Source organism: Nostoc sp. NMS7, from assembly GCF_017115085.1.
Lineage (GTDB): Bacteria > Cyanobacteriota > Cyanobacteriia > Cyanobacteriales > Nostocaceae > Nostoc.
This window is the reverse complement of record NZ_JABXKJ010000164.1, coordinates 29,036-51,936: the sequence shown is the minus strand read 5'-3', so window position 1 is coordinate 51,936 and position 22,901 is coordinate 29,036. Positions and strand designations below refer to the sequence as shown.

The 22,901-nt window shown below is 42.7% G+C and carries 24 protein-coding genes; 14 read left to right on the top strand and 10 right to left on the bottom strand.

Annotation, left to right across the window (positions count from 1 at the left end):
* Positions 1-4: 4 nt before the first annotated feature.
* On the bottom strand, positions 5-616 hold the full coding sequence (locus HWQ38_RS17380) for a hypothetical protein (RefSeq protein ID WP_292795628.1): 612 nt from the start codon (positions 614-616) through the stop codon (positions 5-7).
* A gap of 251 nt (positions 617-867) precedes the next feature.
* Between HWQ38_RS17380 and HWQ38_RS17375 the strand changes: the two genes are divergently transcribed.
* From HWQ38_RS17375 to HWQ38_RS17350, 6 genes are all read left to right on the top strand, one after another.
* Positions 868-990 (top strand): hypothetical protein, encoded by a 123-nt coding sequence (locus tag HWQ38_RS17375; RefSeq protein ID WP_292795625.1) that lies wholly within the window; start codon positions 868-870, stop codon positions 988-990.
* A gap of 4 nt (positions 991-994) precedes the next feature.
* Complete coding sequence (locus tag HWQ38_RS17370) at positions 995-1,534, top strand: PIN domain-containing protein (protein ID WP_292795622.1); 540 nt, start codon at positions 995-997, stop codon at positions 1,532-1,534.
* Positions 1,535-1,838: 304 nt separating this feature from the next.
* The gene (locus HWQ38_RS17365; RefSeq protein ID WP_292795620.1) at positions 1,839-2,291 is read left to right on the top strand and encodes a type II toxin-antitoxin system antitoxin SocA domain-containing protein; all 453 of its coding nucleotides are present in this window, start codon (positions 1,839-1,841) and stop codon (positions 2,289-2,291) included.
* On the top strand, positions 2,272-2,532 hold the full coding sequence (locus HWQ38_RS17360) for a hypothetical protein (protein WP_292795618.1): 261 nt from the start codon (positions 2,272-2,274) through the stop codon (positions 2,530-2,532). Before HWQ38_RS17365 ends, HWQ38_RS17360 begins: the two co-directional genes overlap by 20 nt.
* Positions 2,533-2,863: 331 nt before the next feature.
* Positions 2,864-4,450, top strand: a complete 1,587-nt coding sequence (locus HWQ38_RS17355) for an NAD(P)H-hydrate dehydratase (protein WP_292795616.1) — start codon at positions 2,864-2,866, stop codon at positions 4,448-4,450.
* 112 nt (positions 4,451-4,562) lie between these two features.
* Positions 4,563-4,763 carry a hypothetical protein gene (locus tag HWQ38_RS17350; protein ID WP_292795613.1) on the top strand — a complete coding sequence of 67 codons (201 nt, stop codon included), beginning with the start codon at positions 4,563-4,565 and terminating at the stop codon, positions 4,761-4,763.
* Positions 4,764-4,999: 236 nt separating this feature from the next.
* Here HWQ38_RS17350 and larC read toward each other — a convergent pair whose 3' ends face one another.
* Positions 5,000-6,289 (bottom strand): nickel pincer cofactor biosynthesis protein LarC, encoded by a 1,290-nt coding sequence (gene larC / locus HWQ38_RS17345; RefSeq protein WP_292795718.1) that lies wholly within the window; start codon positions 6,287-6,289, stop codon positions 5,000-5,002.
* A 181-nt stretch (positions 6,290-6,470) separates the two neighbouring features.
* On the opposite strand from larC, the gene HWQ38_RS17340 reads away from it, so the two are divergent.
* The 3 genes from HWQ38_RS17340 (at position 6,471) to HWQ38_RS17330 (ending at position 9,538) form a co-directional block, all read left to right on the top strand.
* Positions 6,471-7,130: an L-threonylcarbamoyladenylate synthase gene (locus HWQ38_RS17340; protein WP_292795610.1), complete on the top strand. Its 660-nt coding sequence runs from the start codon at positions 6,471-6,473 to the stop codon at positions 7,128-7,130.
* Between the two features lie 408 nt (positions 7,131-7,538).
* Positions 7,539-8,759, top strand: coding sequence for a HetZ-related protein (locus HWQ38_RS17335; protein ID WP_292795607.1), 1,221 nt, complete (start codon positions 7,539-7,541; stop codon positions 8,757-8,759).
* Between the two features lie 302 nt (positions 8,760-9,061).
* Positions 9,062-9,538 carry a PD-(D/E)XK nuclease superfamily protein gene (locus HWQ38_RS17330; RefSeq protein WP_292795605.1) on the top strand — a complete coding sequence of 159 codons (477 nt, stop codon included), beginning with the start codon at positions 9,062-9,064 and terminating at the stop codon, positions 9,536-9,538.
* On the opposite strand, the gene HWQ38_RS17325 is transcribed toward HWQ38_RS17330, so the two are convergent.
* Positions 9,510-10,367: a DNA adenine methylase gene (locus tag HWQ38_RS17325; protein WP_292795603.1), complete on the bottom strand. Its 858-nt coding sequence runs from the start codon at positions 10,365-10,367 to the stop codon at positions 9,510-9,512. The two genes, HWQ38_RS17330 and HWQ38_RS17325, sit on opposite strands and share 29 nt — an antisense overlap.
* A gap of 165 nt (positions 10,368-10,532) precedes the next feature.
* Here HWQ38_RS17325 and HWQ38_RS17320 point away from each other — a divergent pair, with 165 nt between their 5' ends.
* The 3 genes from HWQ38_RS17320 to HWQ38_RS17310 all read left to right on the top strand — a co-directional run bounded on the left by HWQ38_RS17320 (position 10,533) and on the right by HWQ38_RS17310 (position 12,685).
* The gene (locus HWQ38_RS17320) at positions 10,533-10,739 is read left to right on the top strand and encodes a DUF751 family protein (RefSeq protein ID WP_292795601.1); all 207 of its coding nucleotides are present in this window, start codon (positions 10,533-10,535) and stop codon (positions 10,737-10,739) included.
* Positions 10,740-10,862: 123 nt separating this feature from the next.
* A complete protein-coding gene (gene rbfA / locus HWQ38_RS17315) occupies positions 10,863-11,282 on the top strand; it encodes a 30S ribosome-binding factor RbfA (protein ID WP_292795598.1) in 420 nt (139 codons plus the stop codon).
* 1,166 nt (positions 11,283-12,448) lie between these two features.
* Complete coding sequence (locus HWQ38_RS17310) at positions 12,449-12,685, top strand: DUF4327 family protein (protein ID WP_292795596.1); 237 nt, start codon at positions 12,449-12,451, stop codon at positions 12,683-12,685.
* A gap of 306 nt (positions 12,686-12,991) precedes the next feature.
* On the opposite strand, the gene HWQ38_RS17305 is transcribed toward HWQ38_RS17310, so the two are convergent.
* The 6 genes from HWQ38_RS17305 to dnaK form a co-directional block, all read right to left on the bottom strand.
* On the bottom strand, positions 12,992-13,345 hold the full coding sequence (locus HWQ38_RS17305) for a hypothetical protein (RefSeq protein ID WP_292795593.1): 354 nt from the start codon (positions 13,343-13,345) through the stop codon (positions 12,992-12,994).
* A 310-nt stretch (positions 13,346-13,655) separates the two neighbouring features.
* Positions 13,656-13,928: a DUF3143 domain-containing protein gene (locus HWQ38_RS17300; protein WP_292795590.1), complete on the bottom strand. Its 273-nt coding sequence runs from the start codon at positions 13,926-13,928 to the stop codon at positions 13,656-13,658.
* A gap of 71 nt (positions 13,929-13,999) precedes the next feature.
* Positions 14,000-14,536, bottom strand: coding sequence for a J domain-containing protein (locus HWQ38_RS17295; protein ID WP_292795716.1), 537 nt, complete (start codon positions 14,534-14,536; stop codon positions 14,000-14,002).
* A gap of 229 nt (positions 14,537-14,765) precedes the next feature.
* On the bottom strand, positions 14,766-15,590 hold the full coding sequence (locus HWQ38_RS17290) for a DUF3800 domain-containing protein (RefSeq protein ID WP_292795587.1): 825 nt from the start codon (positions 15,588-15,590) through the stop codon (positions 14,766-14,768).
* A gap of 78 nt (positions 15,591-15,668) precedes the next feature.
* On the bottom strand, positions 15,669-16,664 hold the full coding sequence (locus tag HWQ38_RS17285) for a J domain-containing protein (RefSeq protein ID WP_292795584.1): 996 nt from the start codon (positions 16,662-16,664) through the stop codon (positions 15,669-15,671).
* Between the two features lie 174 nt (positions 16,665-16,838).
* The gene (gene dnaK, locus HWQ38_RS17280) at positions 16,839-18,920 is read right to left on the bottom strand and encodes a molecular chaperone DnaK (RefSeq protein WP_292795582.1); all 2,082 of its coding nucleotides are present in this window, start codon (positions 18,918-18,920) and stop codon (positions 16,839-16,841) included.
* A 304-nt stretch (positions 18,921-19,224) separates the two neighbouring features.
* Here dnaK and HWQ38_RS17275 point away from each other — a divergent pair, with 304 nt between their 5' ends.
* Positions 19,225-20,073: a M28 family peptidase gene (locus HWQ38_RS17275; RefSeq protein ID WP_292795580.1), complete on the top strand. Its 849-nt coding sequence runs from the start codon at positions 19,225-19,227 to the stop codon at positions 20,071-20,073.
* 239 nt (positions 20,074-20,312) lie between these two features.
* Entirely contained in the window at positions 20,313-21,845 is a 1,533-nt protein-coding gene (locus HWQ38_RS17270) for a SagB/ThcOx family dehydrogenase (protein ID WP_292795714.1), read from the top strand.
* A gap of 89 nt (positions 21,846-21,934) precedes the next feature.
* Here the strand turns inward: HWQ38_RS17270 and HWQ38_RS17265 are convergent, their stop codons facing one another.
* The gene (locus HWQ38_RS17265) at positions 21,935-22,843 is read right to left on the bottom strand and encodes a rhodanese-related sulfurtransferase (protein ID WP_292795577.1); all 909 of its coding nucleotides are present in this window, start codon (positions 22,841-22,843) and stop codon (positions 21,935-21,937) included.
* Positions 22,844-22,901 lie beyond the last annotated feature (58 nt).

Genomic DNA, 22,901 nt, shown 5'->3' with positions numbered 1-22,901 from the left:
CCCATTAACGACTTTGCAGTTCCTTTTCTAACTTGTCTAGGTCAGTTTTAAGCAAAATCGTCATTTCACCGGTAAAAGCTTTGCCAGTCTTCGGTTGGGCGATTTCCACCCAATATACATAGCGATCGCCTACTCGTAATTCTCCCTTTAAAGCTTCCCGAATCGGAGTTTCGGCAAAACGCGCCGAGTTAATTACGCTTTGGTTGGGATACTGATACACGACTTGGGCGCGATCGTAGTCTTGATAAATCTCCAAGCCATAAATCACCCGCAAGGATTCCTGGAGACGCGCAAATGTCATACCGTTAATGGCATCATACATGGCAATGCGCTCAGTGCGAATTCTGCCACGGTCTTTAGAAAATTCTATCCTACCGGGAGGCAATACCGACGCTTGAAAACTGAATCGTTGAGCAGCTGTATCAGTCTTTTGCACAAATAATTGCTCCCCACTCCTGGGGCGGAGTGTGGGATGTGCTTTAATCCAGGCGCCTACTTCCTCTGTACTTTGCCCTGGTAAAGCATTCGCTTGAGAATCAAAAAGCGTTCCCACGCACAGCCCGGTTGCTAAAGAAAAAGGCAAAATTAGACAGTTAAGCAGAGATTTTTTGAGCATTTTCCTATTCAGAACTTTCATGGAAATTTCCCCATTAGTGAAGTAACCATAGTCTTCCCGTTTTCAGGAGGATTACTTCAAACCTCAATCCAACTTCAGACATTAAGGATCTGACTTATCAACGCTCTATCATAGAAAAAGCCAAGGATGGAATCGTTATGAGCATCACTTGAAAGGGGAGAAAGAATTGATGGTGAAACTTTTGTGAATCAGCTTTTAACACAGTTGAAGCAAGCAAAAGAGGCTTAGGAATGAACCGGTACATTATCTCACTCCCTGCTTCTGGTGATTTACAAGCGATCGCAGATTATTTTGCGGTAGAAAATGTTGAGGCTGGTCACAAGGCTATGCAACTTTTAATTGTTCTGAGTTAAATATATGGAGCTAGATCAACTTAAAAATCTTGTTAGAGCGGGTCAGTTTAAAGCTATTACCTTAGATACATCAATTTTCGACGCTCAGGGTTTGAGGCTAGAATCAGGACTACTTAAGCAATTAGAACAATTTCGAGATAGTTCTACAAGATTGATTCTTTCTGAAGTGGTTAGAGAGGAAATTACATCACATCTAATACAAAAAGCAAGGGACGCACAAAAGGAAATTGAGAAATCGCTAAAACAAGCTAAAGAGCATTGGCAGGTTGAGGATAAGAAGCTCGAAGTTATTAAAAAAACAATTTTCGGCGAACATGAAGCACAGGAAATTGTGTCTGAGCGATTTAGTCAGTTTGTAAAAGTTACATCTTTAGAGATAGTTGAAGCGGAAGGCTATGTAATAGTTGGTGATTTGATACAGAAATACTTCCAAGCTAAACCAGAAGTTGAAGTTGAAGATGTTGAAATTGAGATTACAGTGCCTGATGTCGATTTTGGGATGATTGAGCCAGATTGGATGGATGAGGAGGATTATGATTACTGAAAAGCGACATTCCTGGAAGCCCTTGATGTGGTTGCAAAGGTTTGCAAGTAACCCTTTAACAGGAACGTTAGGCTGCTTCAAGTTTTTTGTTGAAGCGTACTTAGAAAATTATCTGTACGGCAAGTCCACCAAAAGTTATTGAGAGTTTTATGATTCACTAAATAGAAGCTTAAAGTAGTACAATTAAACTATAAGAAAGAAGCCGGAAATTCTTCATAGCTCTTGCTGTGATAACTCTGTAAGCTGATGTATTAGAGCGAATCAAGGCTAGCTATTATCTAGCAGATTGAAGGAGGTGGTTGTAGTGTTGTCATGTTTTAACGTAGCAGATTACTTTATCTGGTTAGCAAATGAAACAGGCTCTTTTATAAGTAATCTAAAGCTGCAAAAGCTTGTGTACTATGCTCAGGCTTGGCATCTTGCACTCAATGACACTCCTCTATTCCCAGAGGATTTTCAAGCCTGGATACATGGGCCTATGATACCTGCGTTGTACCAGAAGTATAAGCTTTTAGGATGGCAACCAATTTTAGAGGATGCTAACCCGGAATTACCCCAAGAAATTCAAGAGTTTCTAGATGAGGTTGCACAAGAGTACTTTGCCTGCGATGCTTATGAACTAGAGCAGATGACTCATGCCGAGACACCCTGGAATTTGGCTAGAGGAAATCTACCACCTGATGAACCTTCCAACGAAGTTATTCAGAAACAGTGGATGAAGGAGTACTACGGATCTCGTGCCGAAGAAAAGGATTAAGAAGACTGAGGTTGCCAAAGACGACGCATCAGGTATTAGACCAACAAAGCTGAAGCCACCTCAAGGCATCAGCTTTTCGTTTAAATACTATCAAGATGCCCACAACAAGTTTTCTTGTAGGGAAAAAGAAGTAATCTACTGGCTGACCTTGCTTGATCGGTTAAAAGCTCTATCTAGCCTAACGGCTCAAGAGTTGTTAGTGAATCGTAGCACTACCCTCAGATGTCATCCCATCAAGTAGGAAGATACCAGCGAGAGGGGATTTGGTTTGCCGAATGAAGAACAATTAGTTGATATACCATATCAGTTTTCCATCTCCTCAAATGAACATGGTAGGGTTCATGGATTCTTTATTAACGAGATTTTCTACATTGTTTGGCTAGACCCAGATCATCTGCTGTACTCTGCAAAAAATTAAGCAGCGATCGCCACCTTAATTACTTTACGCGCTTTCATCTCACAAAACACCTGTTCTAAATCTTTTAGCGATCGCAGTTTCTTGGTTAGGCTGCTTGAGGTTATTTAAAATCTGCTAAAGTTTCAGTTAACCTAAAACTCATAATTCAGCACTGATGCAGAACAGGCAAGAAAAAATTTCGCAAGTGGTAGTGACTGCTGGGCAGATGCGCGATATTGAAGAACGAATCTTTGCGGCGGGAATGCCTGTAGCAGCTTTGATGGAAAAGGTCGCGGGATTAATTGCCCGTCGCATTCAAGATATTTACCCGAACCTTGGACAAAGCGGAAACAATTCAAAATTACTCTCCCCCTCCCTAAATCCGCGTGTCGGAATTCTTGTCGGCCCAGGTCATAATGGCGGGGATGCTTTAGTAGTAGCCCGTGAATTATACTTTCGCGGGTATGAGGTTTGGATTTATTCTCCTTTCTCTAAGCTCAAAGAATTAACTTCGCAACACTTGCAATATGCCCAGAATTTGGGCATCCCAATTTATCAAACAATTGAGCAACTACCAAATTCTGATTTGTTGATTGATGGCTTATTTGGGTATGGTTTAGAAAGAAATCTTACTGATCCCATCGCTTCTGCAATTAATCAGTTAAATGAATTATCTGTGCCGATTTATAGCATCGATTTAGCTTCAGGTTTACACACCGACACAGGCGAAGTATTAGGAACTGCGATTCGCGCCACCCACACATTTTGCTTGGGTTTATGGAAACTAGCTTTCTTCCAAGACCAGGCGTTGGAATATCTCGGCAAAGCTGAGTTAATCGATTTTAATATTCCTTTCGCTGATGTAGAAGCTGTTCTAAAAAATATACCCAGGATTAAACGTATTACAACAGCAACGGCACTTGCGACTCTACCCCTACCCCGTCCACCAGTTACCCACAAATATCAGGAAGGACATTTACTGCTGATTTGCGGTTCGCGGCGCTATGCAGGTGGGGCAATTTTAACTGGTTTGGGTGCTAGAGCTAGTGGTGTGGGGATGCTTTCCATTGCCGTACCCGAATCTCTAAAACCCCTTTTGGTGTCACACTTGCCAGAAGCCCTAATTGTCGGTTGTCCAGAGACAGAAAATGGAGCGATCGCCCACCTACAACTACCAGAAAACACCGATCTGAGTTCCTTTAATGCGATCGCTTGTGGTCCGGGTTTAACACGAGATGCCACTCCGATTGTGCAAGAAGTGATCGCCAGCGATCGCCCTTTAATTCTCGATGCCGATGGTTTAAATATCTTGGCACAAATGGGAGCGATCGCCACATTAAAAAAACGTCAAGCAGTAACCGTACTCACACCTCACACTGGCGAATTCCAGCGATTGTTTGCTGATGTCGCTGATGCCAAACATCACAGGGTGAAAGCAGTACAAGAAGCAGCCGCGCAAAGTGGGGCGGTAGTATTGTTGAAAGGGGCGAGAACTGCGATCGCAAACCCTGAAGGTGTCGTTTGGATTGTTCCTGAAAGTACACCCGCCTTAGCGCGTGGCGGTAGCGGCGACGTGTTAACTGGGCTACTGGGTGGATTGTTGGCGCAAGCAGCAACTAAACAGATTCCCATAGAAGATATTGTCGCAACTGGCGCTTGGTGGCATTCGCAAGCAGGTATAATAGCCGCCCAAGAGCGTACCGAATTGGGTGTAGATGCGTTTACATTGACACAATATTTAATCAAAGCTCTAAGTAATTAAACGGTTTTTAGTTTATTAAATTGTAGACAAGTCTTAAGTGCGCTTCCGGGGCAGCAATTTATCAGTAAGCTGAAAATTAAGAGATTAACTTGAATTAGATGATGTTTAAGCTATGAACACTCAACCAAAATCTGTTGTGAGTGATTTAGAACAAGCCCATAGTCAAGATATTGAGACAATTACCCTGTTGTTGGCGAAGATTTCCAACCGGACTCCAGAAGAGATTAAACCTCACTTGGATACCATGCTTGAGCGACTGGTACAACCATCAAGGGAACGCCCTTTCTATGAAAGTGCCACGATGCGCGACTAGTTGCAGCAATGCTGGTGCATGGGTTAACCCATATTCTTACATTTAATATTAGTGATTTTGCCCGTTACTCAGAAATTACTGCTGTTAATACAACTGCGATCTCACCTTAAATTACACCCATAGATGATTACTTGTATACAAGTAATCATCTATGAATGAGGTTTTTATTTATGGAATTCAGCACGACTAATAATCTTCTGAATCACTGCCCCAATCAAAGATTTACGAGAAGATAATTAGTGGTCTTGATTTTCTAAATACCAACGCTGTAGCGCCAGTCGATGAATTTCGCGCCAGGGAATATGATGTTTTCGGGCTAAGTCTGCACAATCTTCATATTCTGGCTGCACATTAGCAATAACTTTTTCTAGTGATTGTCCCTTCCATGCTATTTTAACACGCACTTTGCCATATTCAATTTCCACTTGTTGAATTTCTCGTTGTAAAATGGCGCGTTGTTGAGTTGTTCGCCGAATGCCCAAAGTAGTCGTTTCACTAAATAAAACCGCTTCACAACTGAGCAAATTTTCTGGATGACAAATCACAGTTAGTAAAATCCCTGGACGGGACTTTTTCATGCCGATCGCTTGGGTAAAAACATCTAGCGCACCAGCAACAAATAACGCCTCAAACACATAGCCGATCGCTTGCGGATTTAAATCATCAATTTGGGTTTCTAATACTGAGATGGTTTCTAAATTTTGGCTGCTATCTTCAGAATCACTGAAATTAGACTGTAAACTTGCGCTTTCGCCCAGCCAGAGGCGTAGAATATTGGGAATGGGTAAATTTATGGTTCCTGCTCCCAGTCCTATCTGCTTAATAGCGATCGCCGGTGGTGAACCAAAATCTCTTGCCAAAGTAGTGGCGATCGCGGCTCCGGTTGGTGTCACCAGTTCTCGTTCAATGCCATTACTATAAACTGGACAACCCCGCATTTCCCACAGCTTTAATACTGCTGGTACTGGTACCGCCATCTGACCATGTGCAGCCCGAACAGTGCCGCCACCAGTCGGGAACGCCGAGCAGTAAAGTAAAGGCCATCCTTCCTGATTGCTCTCAATCCCCAACCAATCCAACCCCAGGCAAGTACCCACAATATCGACGATCGCATCTACAGCACCCACCTCATGAAAATGAACTTTTTCAGGGTCAATGCCATGCACCGCCCCTTCTGCGACTGCTAGCTGCCGGAATACCGCCAAACTCCAAGCTTCTGCCCGTGATGGCAACTCCGCTTTGAGAATCATCTGCTCTATTTCTGGCAAGTGGCGTGTGCGATCGTGACTGTGTTCGCGATCGTGGTGATGGTGATGATGATCGTCTACTAAATCCACATGAACTTTAGTCGCCTGCTGACCATTCCGTTGGACAAACTCTGCCCTTAACTGATATTCCTGTTCAATACCCAACCCATTGAGTTTTTCAATTAAATACTCCACAGGAACACCCAAACTTATCAAAGCACCGAGGCACATATCACCAGAAATTCCTGTCGGACATTGAAGATAAGCTATTTTATTCATAGTCATTAGTCATTAGTCATTAGTCATTAGTCATTAGTTATTAGTTATTAGTTATTAGTTATTAGTCATTAGTCATTAGTCATTAATTCTTCTCCCTCACTGCCTCATCTCCCTCATTTCCCTCATCTCCCTCATCTCCCTTATCCCCCACTCCCCATTCTCCCACTCCCCACTCCCGGTTATGGCAAAAATTTTCTCAGTTCATCCGGATAATCCTCAAATTCGCCGAATAGAGGAAATAAAGTCGGCGCTTTTAAGTGGCGCAGTCATGCTTTACCCTACTGATACAGTCTATGCGATCGGTTGTGATTTGAATGCTAAATCGGCGGTAGAACGAGTGCGGCAAATTAAACAGCTAGCAAATGATAAACCACTGACATTTTTATCTCCCTCGCTTTCAAATGTGGCAACTTATGCCTTCGTAAGTGACACAGGCTATCGAATTATGAAGCGGCTGATTCCAGGTCCATACACGTTTTTGCTCCCAGCGACTAAGTTAGTACCGCGATTGGTGCAAAGCCCCAAACGGAAAACTACTGGAATTAGAGTACCAAACCATACTATGTGTTTGGAGTTGCTGGCAGCGTTGGGCAATCCGATTATTTCTACTTCAGCACATTTGCCATCAGATGAAGCAGATAATGGCATGATTCCAATAGTTCCAGAAACTATTCTGTCGCGGGTAGAGCTATTTGACCGTTTGGACAAGTTAGTAGACATAATTGTAGACACTGGCGAGGAACCTACATATGAAGTCTCTACCATCTTGGATATGACCGGAGACGAAGCAGTAATGATACGGAGGGGTTTAGGTTGGGAAGCCGCAGCAGCATGGGTATAAGAATTCCACTTCACAGGCGTACCTCTTTGTTTCGGAAATTGTGATCAAAACAACTCCAGTTTTGAAATTGTCATATTTAAAGGCGATGTCTACGGCGGGCTGTTTGGTGAAGCAGTGGATATAACAAAATGGTGGCAACAGTTGGCACAGCAAGGTATTTGACAACTTTGAGAAAATGGCGGGTACTCGTGTCCCAGCCTCAATCTAGTGGCTTGTGAAAAAAACCGACACATTGCCATAACTGTAACTCTTTCGTATTTCCTACAGTTTTATATATGACCTTTAGATATGAGCATTACATAGGGCAAGTTTTGATGGATGAATGCCTAAAGATTCACAAGCCAAGCACGGTCTTGATTGCTGTGTCTGCGTTGTAATTACGGTGCAATACTACTACCTGGAAAAGTCATGAAAGCTAACGTCGTCAATCTACCAAACTCTAGACCCATTTTTGAGAACCACCTTTCGACTGAAGAATTTTCAGACAGCAGCAGCGATACCTTGATTGAATTGCTGTGTGAGGAAATGCAAGGGCAAGTAAAAGCAGCGCCCAAGTGCGTAGAAGCTTTAGCAAAGCGCATAGTCGTGGAAGTAGAACGCATTTGCGAGAAAAGCTCCCGTATTCAAACATCTGGGGAAATCAAGTCCTGGCAGATGACGTTGGGAAGGCATCGGATGCAGAAGTGCTTACGTTACTACCAACTAGGTTCCAAACAAGGACGGGTGGAATTACATAGCAATTTGGGTGCTATGGTTTACCGCCATATAACTATGTCAGGCTCGGAGTTGGGTTTTGAGGCTCGTTACAGCCTAATTGAAGATTTTTTACAAGCATTTTATATCGAAGCTATTAAAGCTTTCCGCAGAGAAAACGAACTACCTAATGATCAGACGCCGCGTACTCAGCTGCAATTAGCTGAATATATGTCCTTTACAGAACAGTACGCCAAACGCCGGATCAATTTACCTGGTGGTGCAAATCAGCAATTAATTATCTTGCGGGCCCAAGGTTTTGCTCGTCGTCAGCCCCAAGAAACTACTGTGGATATTGAAATGGCGGTAGAGTGTGCCAAGGGTGAAGAAGCAGAATCTTACCAGCGTAACTCGGCGGTGCAACAACTGCGATCGCAGATGATTGCCCAAACTAATTTTGATCCATCAGAAGAGTCAGAACGCGATCGCGTCATCACTGAATTGATGAAATATCTGGAGTCTCAAGGTCAATCTGACTGTATGAACTACCTCAGCTTGAAACTCCAAGACCTTTCAGCCCCAGAAATTGACCAAATTCTCGGTTTAACCAGCCGTCAGCGCGATTATCTCCAACAACGGTTTAAATACCATGTGGAAAAGTTTTCTAAGCAACACCATTGGCAATTGGTACATCAATGGTTAGGCGCGGGTTTAGAGCAAAAGTTGGGTTTATCTTCCCAGCAGTGGGAAATCTTTGTGAATCAACTCACACAAGAGCAACAGCAACTATTACAGTTAAAAACTGCACGGGAAAACGACCAAGCGATCGCCAAAGTCATCAAATGCACCCCCAAACAGTTACAAAAGCGCTGGACTCAACTTTTAGAAATCGCATGGGCTATCCGCAACGGTCATACTGAAGCCCAGACAGGCTAAAGCTAAGGCGAAATCACTAAAATTTATCCAAGCTAAATTCCAGTTGTTAAAGAGGTTAAGGGACAAAAAGAAAAGGAAATTTGATTCCTTTCATACTTCCCTGAATTAGTAACTCCTTCCTCATCCAAATTATTAATACATTTGTATTTATTTAGTACAAAAGTACCAAACTTGCGGATTTTTTTACCTATTAATCCAACCTTGTTTAGTCAAAATCAAAAATTCATATTAAGTAACTGACCCTTTTTTAGTGCTTCTGTGAAATCCTATAATAAGTAGGACTTTTGGCAGAGGGATTGAAGATGGCTCTGACTCAAGGCGGACGAGCAAATAAGTCTGGGAATATTTTAGAAGGAAATGTAAAAGCAATCTTGAATGGGTATAATTATTTCCAAGTAGGGAACTATGTCCCGAAAGAATTTATCCTAAATGCTGCTTTATTACCAAAACGTTATGGAAAAGAAGTTTATATTGGAACTGGAATTTATCATACCGATCTGAAGGTTGATTTTTATGTTATTGGTTCACCTGCAATGCCATCTGGTTTAATTTTCGAGTGCAAATGGCAAGAAAGCCCCGGTTCGGTTGATGAAAAGTTCCCTTACTTGAACATGAACATTCAGCACTATTACCCTGCACCAACTATCGTGATTTTAGGTGGTGAAGGTATGCGAGAAGGTGCAAGCAAATGGCTGAAAGCAAGAGTTAACGATAACCATAATTTATTAGCAGTTTATAGCTTAGACAGGTTCATTGCTTGGGCAAATAAAAATCTTTAAAAGATGTAATTAGTAGTTCGTCAATCATGCCTCTATTTTTTATATTTGAGTTAATTGAACGCGCTGCTTTTATTTTGGAGGTTTCAAAATTAATCTCTGTATAAATTTTTCTAATAAATTCGCTATCAGAATTACATACCATAACTTTGACACCACGACTTGCTAACTCTGCACAAGTATCTCTTAAAAGTTCTTGGTCTTTTTTACTAAAACAATTTTGACTATAAGCGGTGAAATAGCTAGTTTCACTGATCGGATGGTAGGGCGGATCAAAAAATACAAAGTCATCACTGCTAGTCGCATGATTTAGGACTTTTGTAAAATCTGCTTGTTGAATTTCTGCGTGAGAAAGTGCTACCGAGGCTACTCGCAGTAAGTTTTCATGACAGATATTAGGATTTTCATATCTGCCTAAAGGCACATTGAATTTACCCTGTGAGTTTACCCGATAAAGACCATTAAAACAAGTCTTATTAAGATAAATTATTCGAGCAGCTTTTTCTATATTAGTACCACCAGAGTTATTTCGGACACTATAGTAATAATCTTTATCATGTCGAATTTTATGCTCTTTCAATATATAAATTAATTCCTCAACATGATCTCTAACACAACAATAAGTATTAATTAATTCGGCGTTAATATCAGTTAAAATGGCTGCACTAGGTTGGAGATAGAAAAAAACAGCACCACCACCTAAGAATGGTTCATAGTAATTTTTATAACTCTTGGGAAAATAAGGAATATATTGCTGTATCAACCTACTTTTACCCCCTGCCCACTTCAAAAATGGACGCGGGCTAGTTTCCTTGGGGATTTGAATTACCATTTACTTCCGATTGAACTGAAAATAATCACAACTAAATAAAGCCAATATAACCGACGAGCCATATTTTATATTAACTGGCTAATTTTCCAGCCGCATAGATTACAATTGAGTGGATAAAGCATATCAAAACAAACGTAAGTATATAACAAGGCAGTTGACATTCAGATGTTTGACGGATTTTGGGATAACGTCTTTCGCTACCCCCGGTACTTAATTACTATCCTCTTAGGAGTGTTTCTGAACGCCTTTGCGCCATTAGTGCCACTGTTGAAGCGCCCTGTTACCTTCATCGCCATCTTGGGTTTATTTCTGAGCAGCCTAGTCTTCCTTACTCTCACCCTACGTGCAATGCTGGGCTTGAGTACAATCTAGACTAGCGCTATATCGGGGCTGTGCCCCAGAGACGGTTGATCTTAGCGTTGCTCCCGCTAAGTATTGTCTACCCAACTTGCATCTATTTTTGTCGTACAACCTCTGTGAGGAGGCGAAATTTTTATGTCTACAAATCGCCGGGTTTCCCGCGTTGCTGAACTGATTAAACGGGAAGTTGGCCAAATGCTGCTCAACGGCATTAAAGATGACCGTGTGGGTACAGGAATGGTAAGTGTTACTAATGTTGATGTTTCTGGCGATCTCCAACACGCCAAAATCTACGTCAGTATCTATGGTACAGATGAAGCTAAGGCAGAAACAATGGCAGGCTTAAAATCGGCCACGGGTTATGTCCGCAGCGAACTTGGGGCGCGGGTACGGCTACGTCGTACACCAGAGGTGATATTTGTCGAAGATCACTCCATAGAACGCGGTAATAGAGTACTAGCACTACTAGTTCAACTTAACGATGAGCGTCCGCCAGAAAATCTGGTATCAGTAGAAGACAGCCCAGATCAAGATAATCAATCATCTAGTGAATAAGTAACTTAAATAACAATGTAACTTCAGAACAATTAATCTCAGCAAATCCGCCAAACAGTTTACAGACGTGACTAGATTGCGCCTGTTTTAATGTAACTATAACCTGCTTCCGGGATCGGTAGTTCCATATAGCAATCCTAAATGCGTTACGAACAAAAAGATTCCCGACTTCTTCAAGAAGTCGGGGATCTGAGCCTCTCGGTGGAGAGCAAATCAAATAGGATTGCTATATATATGCTTTCTGTTTATATGTGTCCTAATTACGAATTAGTATGACTCCACACTTCTACAAATGTTTTTCAAAAGAAAACTGTGTAATATCAGTGCTGAAATTAACCAACTACGCTTTTGCTTAGGAAATTGTTAAAAAATGCTAGGGTAAAAGCTTTCGTAGTGTACTTTAGCGGCTATGTTTTGCACCCTAGTAGTCTGTCAAGTTTAAATTGATGGGTAAGCAAGTTCGTAGTAAGGACTTTAGTCCTTATTTTCTAAGCACTAAAGTGCTTACTACAAACCCTCAAAACCAACTTGACAAAGTACTAGTATCTGACAAACATTCTTGTGTTATTTACGCTTAGATAAATACCAGCAGTTCTAGATCCGGTTTTAAGGTGATTATTTGATATCTAAGCGATGCCCTTCTCTACGAGACCCTTCTCTACGAGACCCTTCTCTACGAGACGCTGCGCGAACGGCAAGCTCAGGGCATCGCGCTGTGCGAACGGCAAGCTCAGGGCACCGCGCTGCGCGTAGCTTGCTTCCAGGAAGTGGTACGGCGCATGCTCAGGGTAAGACCTGCGGTGGTCACTGAGCTTTGTCGAAGTGCGGGCTATGACGCTCTATGACTCGCTCTCGGTGACGCGCCCTGAACTCTTCCCAACTGCCAAATCTTGCCTTAAGACTTATTGGATAAAAGTCATAGAGCTAAAGAAGCAGGTTAAGTTAACTACTCGGAATTTTTTTTGTAAAGCGGATTTTGCCAAAATGTCAGGATTTGTTGACTTTCTTAACATTTCTTGAGATAATTTCAGGATATCTAGCGTCAAAATAAAAACAGTTCCGTATAGCAAACTACAAAATCCTGGACACAAGTCTAAATTCTGTCATGTTTGTTCCTAATTATTAACGGGAATACTATCGTAAGTGTTAATTAGTGAGTAAAAACGATGAGTGTGAATACGGTGTCTTCTATCAATTACTATTCTCTAGATGTGATTCAAGACGAAGCACGCCGACTAGTGCAAAAGGGAATGATTAGCAGACAACAGCCAATATATACCCTCTGCCAATACATTCCAGCGAGAGAGTGGGTTTGCGTTGAATGTGAATTAGAGAAATGTGACTTTTTGTTGCGCGATCGCATTGGCGACCTAATTGGTCGTGAACAATGGGACAACGACTAATCAATCTTTGATTTCGGATTTGAGATTGGGAGTTGATTTTCGATGTGTCGATATCACAATCAAAGATTCGACACTCAACTTAGGGGATAATCTCTGGTTTTTGATGAGCATTGCCCGATATAGAATCTTGCGTTTTTCATTAACACAGAAGCATTGGAGTCTGAATTGATACAACTTTTCAAGTGGAAGAAGGCATGAGAACGATTTTTTCTGTATATCTGGTGCCACAACTTGAGTAAAGTATGTAGATTGTCAAACCGGGGTAGTTCCTAATGTTGAACTGCTCCGGTAATTTTTATCGAAATATTACCCAACTTGCTCTAAATACTGATTAATGTCTTCAATGATCCGGGTAAGTTCAGCTTCAGTAGTCAAGCGGATGTTGACGTTGCGGACAGTCAGCAAAACTTTGGCTGCGAAGGGCGTTGGCCAGATATTAGGATTACAAAAAATTTCTAAAAATACTTCACCTGTATAACAATATTCTAGAGGAGGCTGGGGAGTGATTTTACCGCCGCTAGGAGTGGGTTTAGCGGCGACAGCTTTCAGGCGCTCCATCAGTTTATCCGTCGCTGTCTTTAATTCTCGTGCTGCTTGGGGTGAAAAACTAAAGGAGACAGAACCTTCAATTAGGTTTAGTGTCAGAGGAATTGAGGACATGAGCTATTTATTAAAACTTCTTGATAATTAGTTATTTTAGCTGAATAGGTAGTCTAGGCTGGTACATTCATGCCATCGGTAAAGATGCTTTAAAAAGCGTTGATTCTAGAAAACAGTAGTGAAAATATCTATAATAATTTTTGCGTCCGCTTTGGCGATGCAAATCATGGTGTCGGATGTGTTGTTAGATTCTACCTCCATTTGGATCAGAGTTTAACAATTGTACCTGTTTAAAGAACTGATCCGATCGCATTCGTCCCGCCTCTCAACTGATGCGATCGCACTTATCTCTGTGCCACTTTGCACTTTCTTATGGGCCGGAAAATACAGCTTGTTCTATATCATCCCGACTAAGGGAATATTTGAATGAGCGTTGGATATCTTGTCCATTTTGCCCGGATTGGACATATCGCACTACGACTTGCTCAACATCAAGCCATAATTCAGCTTGCCAACTAGGGCGCTGTACACGCCAGCAATGTCTCTCTATATCGTCTTGTTGACAGCCTTGATCTTTTAGCCACTGCTCAATTTGTGGCAGGGAATGATTATATAGGGGGGTATCAGAGGGAAGAAGAGGCATAGGAATTTTAGATTTTGGATTTCGGTTTCTCTACGAGACGCTCCGCGAACGCTCAATCGAACGATTTTGGATTAGGAAATTTTTTTATTTTTAATTACCAGATGGGTAATTGGTTGCGACACATGGATAATCTGCTGTTGTACAGGTGCAGTTGGTTGCAGCAAATGGGTTTGGATAGCAGTTTCACCACGAGTTAAGCCGATGGCAACTGCTAGTAGTAGACAACCTACAAATGTTAACACCAACATAAATAAAGCAAAGATTTCGCCAGATGAGAGGGGGCGATCGCTCGCATCGAGGTAAGCTGATTTTGACCAGTCATGAGAACGGGAAACGGGCTGATTTAAATCAGGGGGTGGTTGAATCACTCCAAAGCGGGAATAGCCAATTTTTAAATCGTAGCTTAACCGACGTTCTGGATGGCTAAGGGTGGCGTAAGCTTCGTTGATTTGCTGAAATTTGGGAGTGGCGATCGCAGTCGGCAAGTCTGTAGTATCAGGATGATAGCGTTTGCTCAGTTGCCGATAAGCGCGACGAATGTCGATTACCGATGCCCAGGGATGCAGTCCTAGCAAGGAGTAATAAGTTGGTTTACTGCTTTGTGGCATTGCCCCGTTCTGATTCACGGCTGTTTAAGTCACTTTGCGATCAAGTTTTTTCTAATATTGTAAACCCGCCCATTCTACATGGGAAAAAATGGCTGATGATATTCTGGGATCATGCCCAACCCTTTTATAGGTGAAGACTTGAATAGTTGGATTTAGATGATTTATATCCTGTATAATAGTAGCTTAAGGGGCGAACGTCGGCTTCATGCCGTGTGTCCGAGTAGTAATTCTACTTAGACCTAGCCCCTTTTAGCTTTTCAAGTGTTAATGGGTTGCGATCGCCATACCACTCTCCATAAGGTTTGTTGCGCTTATCGTCCAAGTCCATAATCAGTCTATATTTATTGGCAAGAGGCAGAAAAAACTGGTCATCGTCGCGTTCATAGCATCGCTGTACAGCCCACAGGTAATAGTCGATGACTTGTAAACCAGCAACCTCAGATGGATAAGTAGGCTCAATGATAATCGAGCTATTTGAACCAATTTTCCATTGAGACTCAAAATTTTTCTGAGCTTGGTTAATGGCTTCTTCTAGTGCTTCTTCGCGTACTGCCTTACCACGTCTAGCAATAGCAATTCGGATAACGTCTGCTTTATGGAGCAGATTTTTGAATACCTGTGTTATTAGATCGTCATAAATTGCGTTCTGGTGAAGCTTTGTGCCTAAGCTCTTAAAGTTTGCTTTTGCTGATTCTGCCATATCAGCTTTACTGCAAATTGCAACTAAAACCTTGATGTCGAAAGACTGCATCAGATCAAAAACCTTTTCACGAATTTCAGGATGATCGTTTTTTGCATGAAAGGTAATTGCAGTCTTTTTTGCTTCAGGTTGCATAGAGGGAATATTCTTGAAGCGAGGATGTGTCATCAAGCTAGAGCGGAGTGCATTCAGTTCCCAGGTAACTTGTTCTGGATCAGAAATTTGAGCAACACCAACCATGAAAAATTTAGATGCTCCAGGTTGACCTACGATGATGCGTCCCTTTTTATCGAAGAATGTAAGATCACCTGCTTCGTCAACAAAGTAGTGACGAAATTTGATTTCTGCTGACATGCACTGGAAGAGAAAAGTAGATTTGACCTATTTTACGTCAATCTGAGATTATAGCCTCTAATTCCCCGATCGCTATCCCTAACCCAGTAAATCAGCACGGGGTTTAAAGGTTTCAATTTGCCGTAACTTTTCGTAAAGTTCCCGTTCTTCTTGACTAATATTTTTCGGTGTAACGATTTGAATTTCTACTAATTGATCCCCACGTTTCCCATCATCACTGGGATAGCCTTTATTCCCTAGTCGGAATTTTTGACCAGACCTAACTCCGGGAGGAGTAGTCATTTTTACAGGACCATCAAGAGTGGGTGCTTCTACCTGTCCTCCTAAAACTGCCTCACTAGGAGTAACTGGGACTTGGCAGAGTATATTTAAACCTTCTAGCTTAAATAATGGATGAGGTTCAACGGTAATTTTTAAGTAGAGATCGCCACCACCAACGCCTTGGTTTCGCAAACGGATGGTTTGACCTGTTACCATACCTGGAGGCATACTAACTTCTAGCGATCGCCCATCTTCCAAACGAATGCGTTCATTACCACCTTGATAAGCTTTTTCTAGTGGGAGCGTTAATCTAGCTTCTATATCCCGACGGGTTGTGCGAGGTGGAGTGTTAACGGTATAGGCAACTTTTGTTCTGGGGGAACGAAATGGATCGCTAGTATTGCCATTAGTGGAGTTATTTGCCCCATTTTTATTTTTGACGCCAATAACTTGATTAATAAAGCTTTCAAAGTCGGAGAATTGACTTGGATCTACCTCCTGATTAACGTTGCGATCGCTAGCATTACTCTGCCAAGTTTTAGCCTTTGGCGTCTGTTTATTGCCCGCAAAGCCTTTTTGCTTCCAGTAGCGGCTAAACTGGTCGTATTGCGATCGCTTGGCCATGTCTGAAAGAACTTCATAAGCCTCGCCAATATCCTTAAATTTTTCCTCAGATTCTTTGTTACCCGGATTGAGATCGGGGTGATATTGCCTTGCTAACCGCCGATAAACCTTTTTAATTTCCTCACTAGAGGCATCTTTAGATACTCCCAAAATCTCGTAGTAATCGCGGAAATTCGGCAAATTTTGCATAGTCAGTTATTTAAATTTTAGATTTTAGACTTCGGACTAACACTTCGACAAGCTCAGTCGAAGGATTTGGGATTTGGGATTAATTAGAAGAGAGGAGTTAAGAGTTAAAAGTTAGGAGTTGAAAGATTTAATTTTTAACTCCTCACTTATCTCTTCTAAGTCTTATTAAAAGTACTACAACCAATCATTGTCTTCTTCATCATCCCAGTTATCTTGGTAGCTGGGGCGTGATTTGCGTGCAGGACGGCTGTCATAGGAAGAAGAACGATCCTCCCGACTATAGTCTCTGCCATAGTCTTTACCGTAATCTTTGCCATAATCCTTACCGTATGAGTCGCGTTCTCGATATGTATCTCTGGGAGATTCGCGTTCTTTATCTTTATCACCGCCAGTAAAGATGTCACGGATAGTACCAAATAAGTCGTCGTCTTCATCTTCAGCATAAGTCTCGCGGACTTCCCGATTTAGCTCATAGAGAGCATCTTGCAAATCGGCGTAGGCTTGATCAATACCGCGATCGCTATTTTCCTTAAGACTCTCTTTTAGTTGTCGGCAAATATTATCAATTCTTTGGCGGCGGCTGCGGGCAAACTGCATACCAAATTCCAGCGCTACTTCTCTGAGTTGGCGTTCTGCTTGGAAAATCAACGCCTCAGAACGAGTCCGTTTTTCTACCCTTTCTTTACGTTCCCGATCAACATCGGCGTATTTCTGAGCGTCCTGAATCATCCGATTTACTTCCGACTCGTTCAAGGTGGAAGCGCCCTGAATGGTGATACTTTGCTCTCGCCCAGTAGTTCTATCTAGGGCTGTTACCTGTAAAATCCCGTTAGCGTCGATATCCAATGACACCTGAACTTGGGGGATTCCTCGTGGCGCTGGCGGGATGCCATACAGCTTGAAGCGTCCTAGAGACTTGTTATTTGCTGCCATTTCCCGTTCACCCTGGACTACGTGAATTTCCACAGTATTTTGGTTATTTTCGGACGTGGAAAAAATGTCAGAACGGCGGACTGGGATAGTAGTGTTGCGGGGAATGAGTTTTTTCATCACGCCGCCGATGGTTTCCAATCCCAAAGAGAGGGGTGTGACATCCAAAAGCAGCACATCTTTAAGTTCCCCGGCGAGAATGCCTGCTTGAATTGCTGCACCCACTCCCACGACTTCATCGGGGTTGACGTTTTCGTTGGGTTCCGTACCAATCAAGTCCCGCACAAGTTGTTTTACCATTGGCATCCGTGTAGAACCGCCAACTAACACAACTTCTTCAATGTCTCTAGGTGAGAGTCCAGCATCTTTGAGCGCTCGTTTGACTGGTATCCGCAACCGCCCCACCAAATCACTACACAAGCCCTCAAACTGGGAACGAGTTAGACTAGTTTCCAGATGTTTGGGGCCATCTTCCGTGGCGGTGATGAAGGGTAAGTTAATATCAGTGACGCTGACAGCCGAAAGTTCAATTTTGGCCTTTTCCGCCGCTTCCATTAGACGTTGTAAAGCTTGGCGATCGCGTCTTAAGTCTACCTCTTCTGTTTCCAGAAATTGATCTGCTAACCAATCTACGATTTTTTTGTCAAAGTCATTACCACCAAGTTGCGTATCTCCACTGGTAGCCTTAACTTCAAATATCCCATCACCAACGTCTAAAATCGACACGTCAAAAGTGCCACCACCCAAGTCAAATACTAAGATAGTTTCCGTCTCACCCCGATCTAATCCATAAGCCAAAGATGCAGCAGTCGGTTCATTCAGAATCCGCAACACCTCTAAACCGGCAATTCTGCCAGCATCGCGGGTTGCTTGGCGCTGAGAATCGTTAAAATAAGCAGGTACTGTAATCACTGCCCCTGTGACTGGTTCACCCAAATAGCGGCTAGCATCGTCTGCCAATTTTTTCAGCACCATTGCCGAAATTTCTTCTGGGGCGAAATCTTTATTTAGACGGGGACAGGCAATCTTAATATTACCCACTTCGTCTTTGCGGATAGTGTAGGGTATACGCTTGGAATCTGGGTTAAGTTCGCCATACTTCCGCCCAATGAAGCGTTTCACTGCAAAAAAGGTATTTTGGGGATTGAGGACGGTTTGGCGTCGTGCCATTTGCCCAACCACCCTTTCACCTTCTTTGCTAAAGCCAACTACGGAGGGGGTTGTTCGCATTCCTTCTGCATTGGCAATCACCACCGGCTTGCCACCCTCCATAACGGCGACTACTGAGTTGGTTGTACCCAAGTCGATGCCGACTACCTTGCCCATGCGTTACTCTTCTCCTAAAGTGTCTTATATATTTATTATGATTGGGCGGAACTACCTCTAGCTTTGTGCCACAGGATAAAAACACCCCAATTGTATAATAGTCATCATTAAGGCAGTAAGCTCAGAAGTGCAGTTAGAGGAGATAGTTGCAAGACTAGGATAGCATTGAGATGGTTGGTGTGCCTAAGCTGCCTCAATGCTACTTCTATTTATGGTATCTACAAGTTGATAAATGCACCTTAATAATACTTGTTCTGCTTCTTTGAGTGCCTGAAAACCTTAATATTGCCACTACTTTAAAAATTTGAATTTAACAGAGCGATTACAAACTTCCCTGAGTGCGATCGCACGAGAACGCGATCCTTACATGGCAACGGCTGGACATTTTTTTGTCCAAGAATACATCCGCCAGCAATTTTCCCAATGGGGGAGTGTGGAAATCCACACCTTTGAAGTCAGAGGTAAAGCTTGTAAGAACTTGATATTAAATTTACCCTCCCAAGCTAGAGGGGAAAAACAGGATTTGCCACCTATTTTAATTGGGGCTCATTATGATACCGTTCCGGGAACACCAGGAGCTGATGATAATGCTACAGGTGTGGCGGTGTTGCTAGAATTAGCCAGAAAGTTTGCTGGCCAAGCTGTAAGATATCCTTTAAGGCTGGTTGCTTTCGATATGGAAGAATACGGCTTACTGGGTAGTGCTGACTATGCAGCTTTGTTGCATCAACAAAAACAACAGCTGCGCTTAATGATCTCCCTAGAAATGCTGGGCTATAAGGATTCTACAGCCGGTTCTCAAAGTTACCCCTCTCCTCTGGAACGCTTCTATCCAGACAGAGGTGATTTTATTGCTTTAATAGGCAATTTGCGGACATTGCCTGACTTAATTGGCATGAGTCGGAGTATTCGGAAAACTGGCGTATCTAGTCAATGGCTACCCGTACCAAATAGAGGTTTAATAGTTCCCCAAACCAGGCGTAGTGATCATGCACCTTTTTGGGATTTGGGTTATCCGGCAATGATGGTTACAGATACGGCATTCTTGCGAAATCCACATTATCACAAATCTAGTGATGCGATCGCTACTTTGGATTTAGATTTTCTCAGCGGTGTATGTGAAGGGTTAGAAATTGCGATTCGGGGGTTGTGAAAAATATTAGACATCTCCAGAAATTAAATATACTTTATCCAGAACCTTTGTAGAGACGTAGCACTGCTACGTCTCTACATTCTTTTTGCCCATTCCCCACTCCCCACTCCCCATTCCCCAATGCAGTTGTTACCAATTACCACTTTATGACTCTGAAGATTGTACTAATTTACACGAAATAATCAGGCTAATGAATGCCAAGATCAAAAAAAGGATGCCCCAAGGATATTCAAAGTACTATGCCAGAATTACACCAATCAATTGCCCAGCATTATCACGAACGGACTAAATACAACCCTGATACTCTCGCCTCCAAAAATCAAGGGTTAGATTGGGCTAAACAGCCGGTTCCCTTCAAAGAGTACAAAATTGGCTCTACTTTTGATCTCAAACCCTATATCCAAGAGAAACCAGAGGCTTATGCTAATAACCCAGATGCTCAATGGTGGCAAAGACTTTCACGGCTGCTGTTTCGCAGCTATGGATTGACAGCGAAAATGCCTTCTATGGGTAGTGCGGGGTATTTACGTGCTGCTCCCAGTGCCGGCGGATTATACCCTGCCGAGGTGTATGTGGTTTCCCGTGGTACGTCGTTATTGCCACCTGGTCTGTATAACTACCAGTGTCGGGATCATTCCCTGATGCATTATTGGGAAAGTGATGTTTGGCAAACTCTCCAAGCTGCTTGTTTCTGGCATCCTTCCCTAGATAATACCCAATTAGCAATTATTGTGACTGCGGTATTTTATCGTTCTGCGTGGCGCTATGAAGATCGGGCTTACCGCCGGATTTTTCTAGATACAGGACACCTGTTGGGCAATATCGAATTGGCTGGTGCGATTACTGACTATCGCCCGCATTTAATCGGCGGTTTTGTAGATGAATCGGTAAATGATCTGCTTTATATCGATCCGCAACAAGAAGGTGCGATCGCTGTCTTACCTCTGGCAGACTTGTTAGATGTCAATCAAAATTTGCCATTGGGATGTACTGCTTTACCTTCGGCTACCGAAACCAGTTATCCCCAAATCCCCGATGGTGAATTGCTGGCATATTTTCATCGACACACCCAGATCCAATTAGGTATAACTGGCAATCTCAATCTCCCAACTATCAAACAAGAAAAATCTTTGGAGGATAAATACAATTTTCCTTTCTGTTTGAAAATTCCCACCACCACTGCGCCTATAGACTGGGGGAAAAATCTGTCAAAACTGGAAATCACAATGTACAAGCGACGCTCTACCCGCGCTTACAATGGTGATGATTTAACTTTCGATGAATTGAAAAGTTTACTCGATTTCACTTACCAACCGCAAAATTACATCGACCAAAATTTAGATATTTCTCCAGACTACTTTGATTTGAATTTAATCGAAACATTCATTGCTGTTTGCGGAGTCCAAGGATTGGAGGCGGGTTGTTATTATTACGCACCTAAAGCCCAAGAATTACGCCAAATTCGGTTTAAAAACTTTCGGCGAGAGTTACATTTTCTCTGTTTAGGACAAGAATTAGGGCGGGATGCAGGAGCGGTGTTATTTCATACAGCCGATCTGAAAGCTGCGATCGCACAATATGGCGATCGCGTTTACCGTTATTTACACATGGATGCTGGTCATTTGGGACAACGCCTAAATTTAGCTGCAATCCACCTGAATCTCGGCGTTAGTGGCATCGCTGGATTTTTTGATGACCAAGTAAATGAAGTTTTGGGTATTCCTGCTGATGAAGCTGTTTTATATATCACTACATTGGGATGCCCAAGATAAAACTAGGACTTACGCATTCACAGAAAATACCAAATATGTATGATGGAAAAAAACCGGAACTGTCGTAGGGGTTTGGCAATGCTAAACCCTTACATCCGATTTTTGTTAGCAACTTGGGTTTGGTAGTGACGCCATTTTTGCTGCTGACGCCCTCTTTTCTCCTCGGTGAGGCTATCAAAACAATAGGGACAGGAGATACCTAGCTCATACTTTGGAGACAGCTTATCTTCTTCAGAAATCGGACGTCCACAACAGAAGCACCGCTCACAACTCCCTTCATCCAACCCATGACTGACAGTTACCCGCTCATCAAAGACAAAACATTCGCCTTCCCATAAACTTTCCTGTGCTGGAACTTCCTGCAAATACTTGAGAATGCCACCTTTGAGATGATAGACTTCTGCAAAGCCTTGGGCAAGCATAAAGGATGAGGCTTTTTCACAGCGAATGCCGCCTGTACAAAACAGAGCAACCTTTTTGTGTTTAGTTGGGTCGAGGTGGTGTAGCACATAATTGGGAAATTCCCGGAATGAGCCAGTTTGGGGATTTTCCGCCCCTTGAAAAGTACCGATACTTACCTCATAATCATTGCGGGTGTCAATTACGGTTACTTCTGGATCACAAATCAAATCATTCCATTCCTGGGGATTGACATAAGTCCCAACTTGCTCACTTGGGTCAATTTCAGGCAACCCCAAAGTCACAATTTCCGGCTTCAATCGCACCTTCATCCGCTCAAAGGGCGGGGTTTCGGTATAGGATTCTTTGGATTCTAGGTCAGCTAAACGGGGGTCAGAACGCAGAAAGCAGAGAACAGAGTCAATCGCTTGACGCGAACCCGCAATTGTACCGTTAATGCCTTCATGTGCCAGCAAAATTGTTCCCTTGACATCTTGTGCTTGGCAGTAAGACAGCAGAGGATCTCGTTTCTCGGCAAAATCTGGCAGCTTCACAAATTTATACAGTGCTGCAACAACTTGGATATTTTCTAGCTTCATCCTTTTGGTAATGGAACAATATCAGTTACAATAACAACAGCAACCAAAGTTACCTACT

Bases quoted from the DNA above. Each gene is read 5' to 3' on its own strand.
- dnaK (WP_292795582.1), bottom strand. From the start codon at position 18,920: ATGGGCAAGGTAGTCGGCATCGACTTGGGTACAACCAACTCAGTAGTC.
- rbfA (WP_292795598.1), top strand. From the start codon at position 10,863: ATGTCTACAAATCGCCGGGTTTCCCGCGTTGCTGAACTGATTAAACGG.
- HWQ38_RS17295 (WP_292795716.1), bottom strand. From the start codon at position 14,536: ATGCCACAAAGCAGTAAACCAACTTATTACTCCTTGCTAGGACTGCAT.
- HWQ38_RS17355 (WP_292795616.1), top strand. From the start codon at position 2,864: ATGCAGAACAGGCAAGAAAAAATTTCGCAAGTGGTAGTGACTGCTGGG.
- HWQ38_RS17305 (WP_292795593.1), bottom strand. From the start codon at position 13,345: ATGTCCTCAATTCCTCTGACACTAAACCTAATTGAAGGTTCTGTCTCC.
- HWQ38_RS17375 (WP_292795625.1), top strand. From the start codon at position 868: ATGAACCGGTACATTATCTCACTCCCTGCTTCTGGTGATTTACAAGCG.
- HWQ38_RS17335 (WP_292795607.1), top strand. From the start codon at position 7,539: ATGAAAGCTAACGTCGTCAATCTACCAAACTCTAGACCCATTTTTGAG.
- HWQ38_RS17300 (WP_292795590.1), bottom strand. From the start codon at position 13,928: ATGCCTCTTCTTCCCTCTGATACCCCCCTATATAATCATTCCCTGCCA.
- HWQ38_RS17320 (WP_292795601.1), top strand. From the start codon at position 10,533: ATGTTTGACGGATTTTGGGATAACGTCTTTCGCTACCCCCGGTACTTA.
- HWQ38_RS17330 (WP_292795605.1), top strand. From the start codon at position 9,062: ATGGCTCTGACTCAAGGCGGACGAGCAAATAAGTCTGGGAATATTTTA.
- HWQ38_RS17370 (WP_292795622.1), top strand. From the start codon at position 995: ATGGAGCTAGATCAACTTAAAAATCTTGTTAGAGCGGGTCAGTTTAAA.
- HWQ38_RS17265 (WP_292795577.1), bottom strand. From the start codon at position 22,843: ATGAAGCTAGAAAATATCCAAGTTGTTGCAGCACTGTATAAATTTGTG.
- larC (WP_292795718.1), bottom strand. From the start codon at position 6,289: ATGAATAAAATAGCTTATCTTCAATGTCCGACAGGAATTTCTGGTGAT.
- HWQ38_RS17325 (WP_292795603.1), bottom strand. From the start codon at position 10,367: ATGGTAATTCAAATCCCCAAGGAAACTAGCCCGCGTCCATTTTTGAAG.
- HWQ38_RS17310 (WP_292795596.1), top strand. From the start codon at position 12,449: ATGAGTGTGAATACGGTGTCTTCTATCAATTACTATTCTCTAGATGTG.
- HWQ38_RS17380 (WP_292795628.1), bottom strand. From the start codon at position 616: ATGCTCAAAAAATCTCTGCTTAACTGTCTAATTTTGCCTTTTTCTTTA.
- HWQ38_RS17290 (WP_292795587.1), bottom strand. From the start codon at position 15,590: ATGTCAGCAGAAATCAAATTTCGTCACTACTTTGTTGACGAAGCAGGT.
- HWQ38_RS17285 (WP_292795584.1), bottom strand. From the start codon at position 16,664: ATGCAAAATTTGCCGAATTTCCGCGATTACTACGAGATTTTGGGAGTA.
- HWQ38_RS17350 (WP_292795613.1), top strand. From the start codon at position 4,563: ATGAACACTCAACCAAAATCTGTTGTGAGTGATTTAGAACAAGCCCAT.
- HWQ38_RS17340 (WP_292795610.1), top strand. From the start codon at position 6,471: ATGGCAAAAATTTTCTCAGTTCATCCGGATAATCCTCAAATTCGCCGA.
- HWQ38_RS17270 (WP_292795714.1), top strand. From the start codon at position 20,313: ATGCCAGAATTACACCAATCAATTGCCCAGCATTATCACGAACGGACT.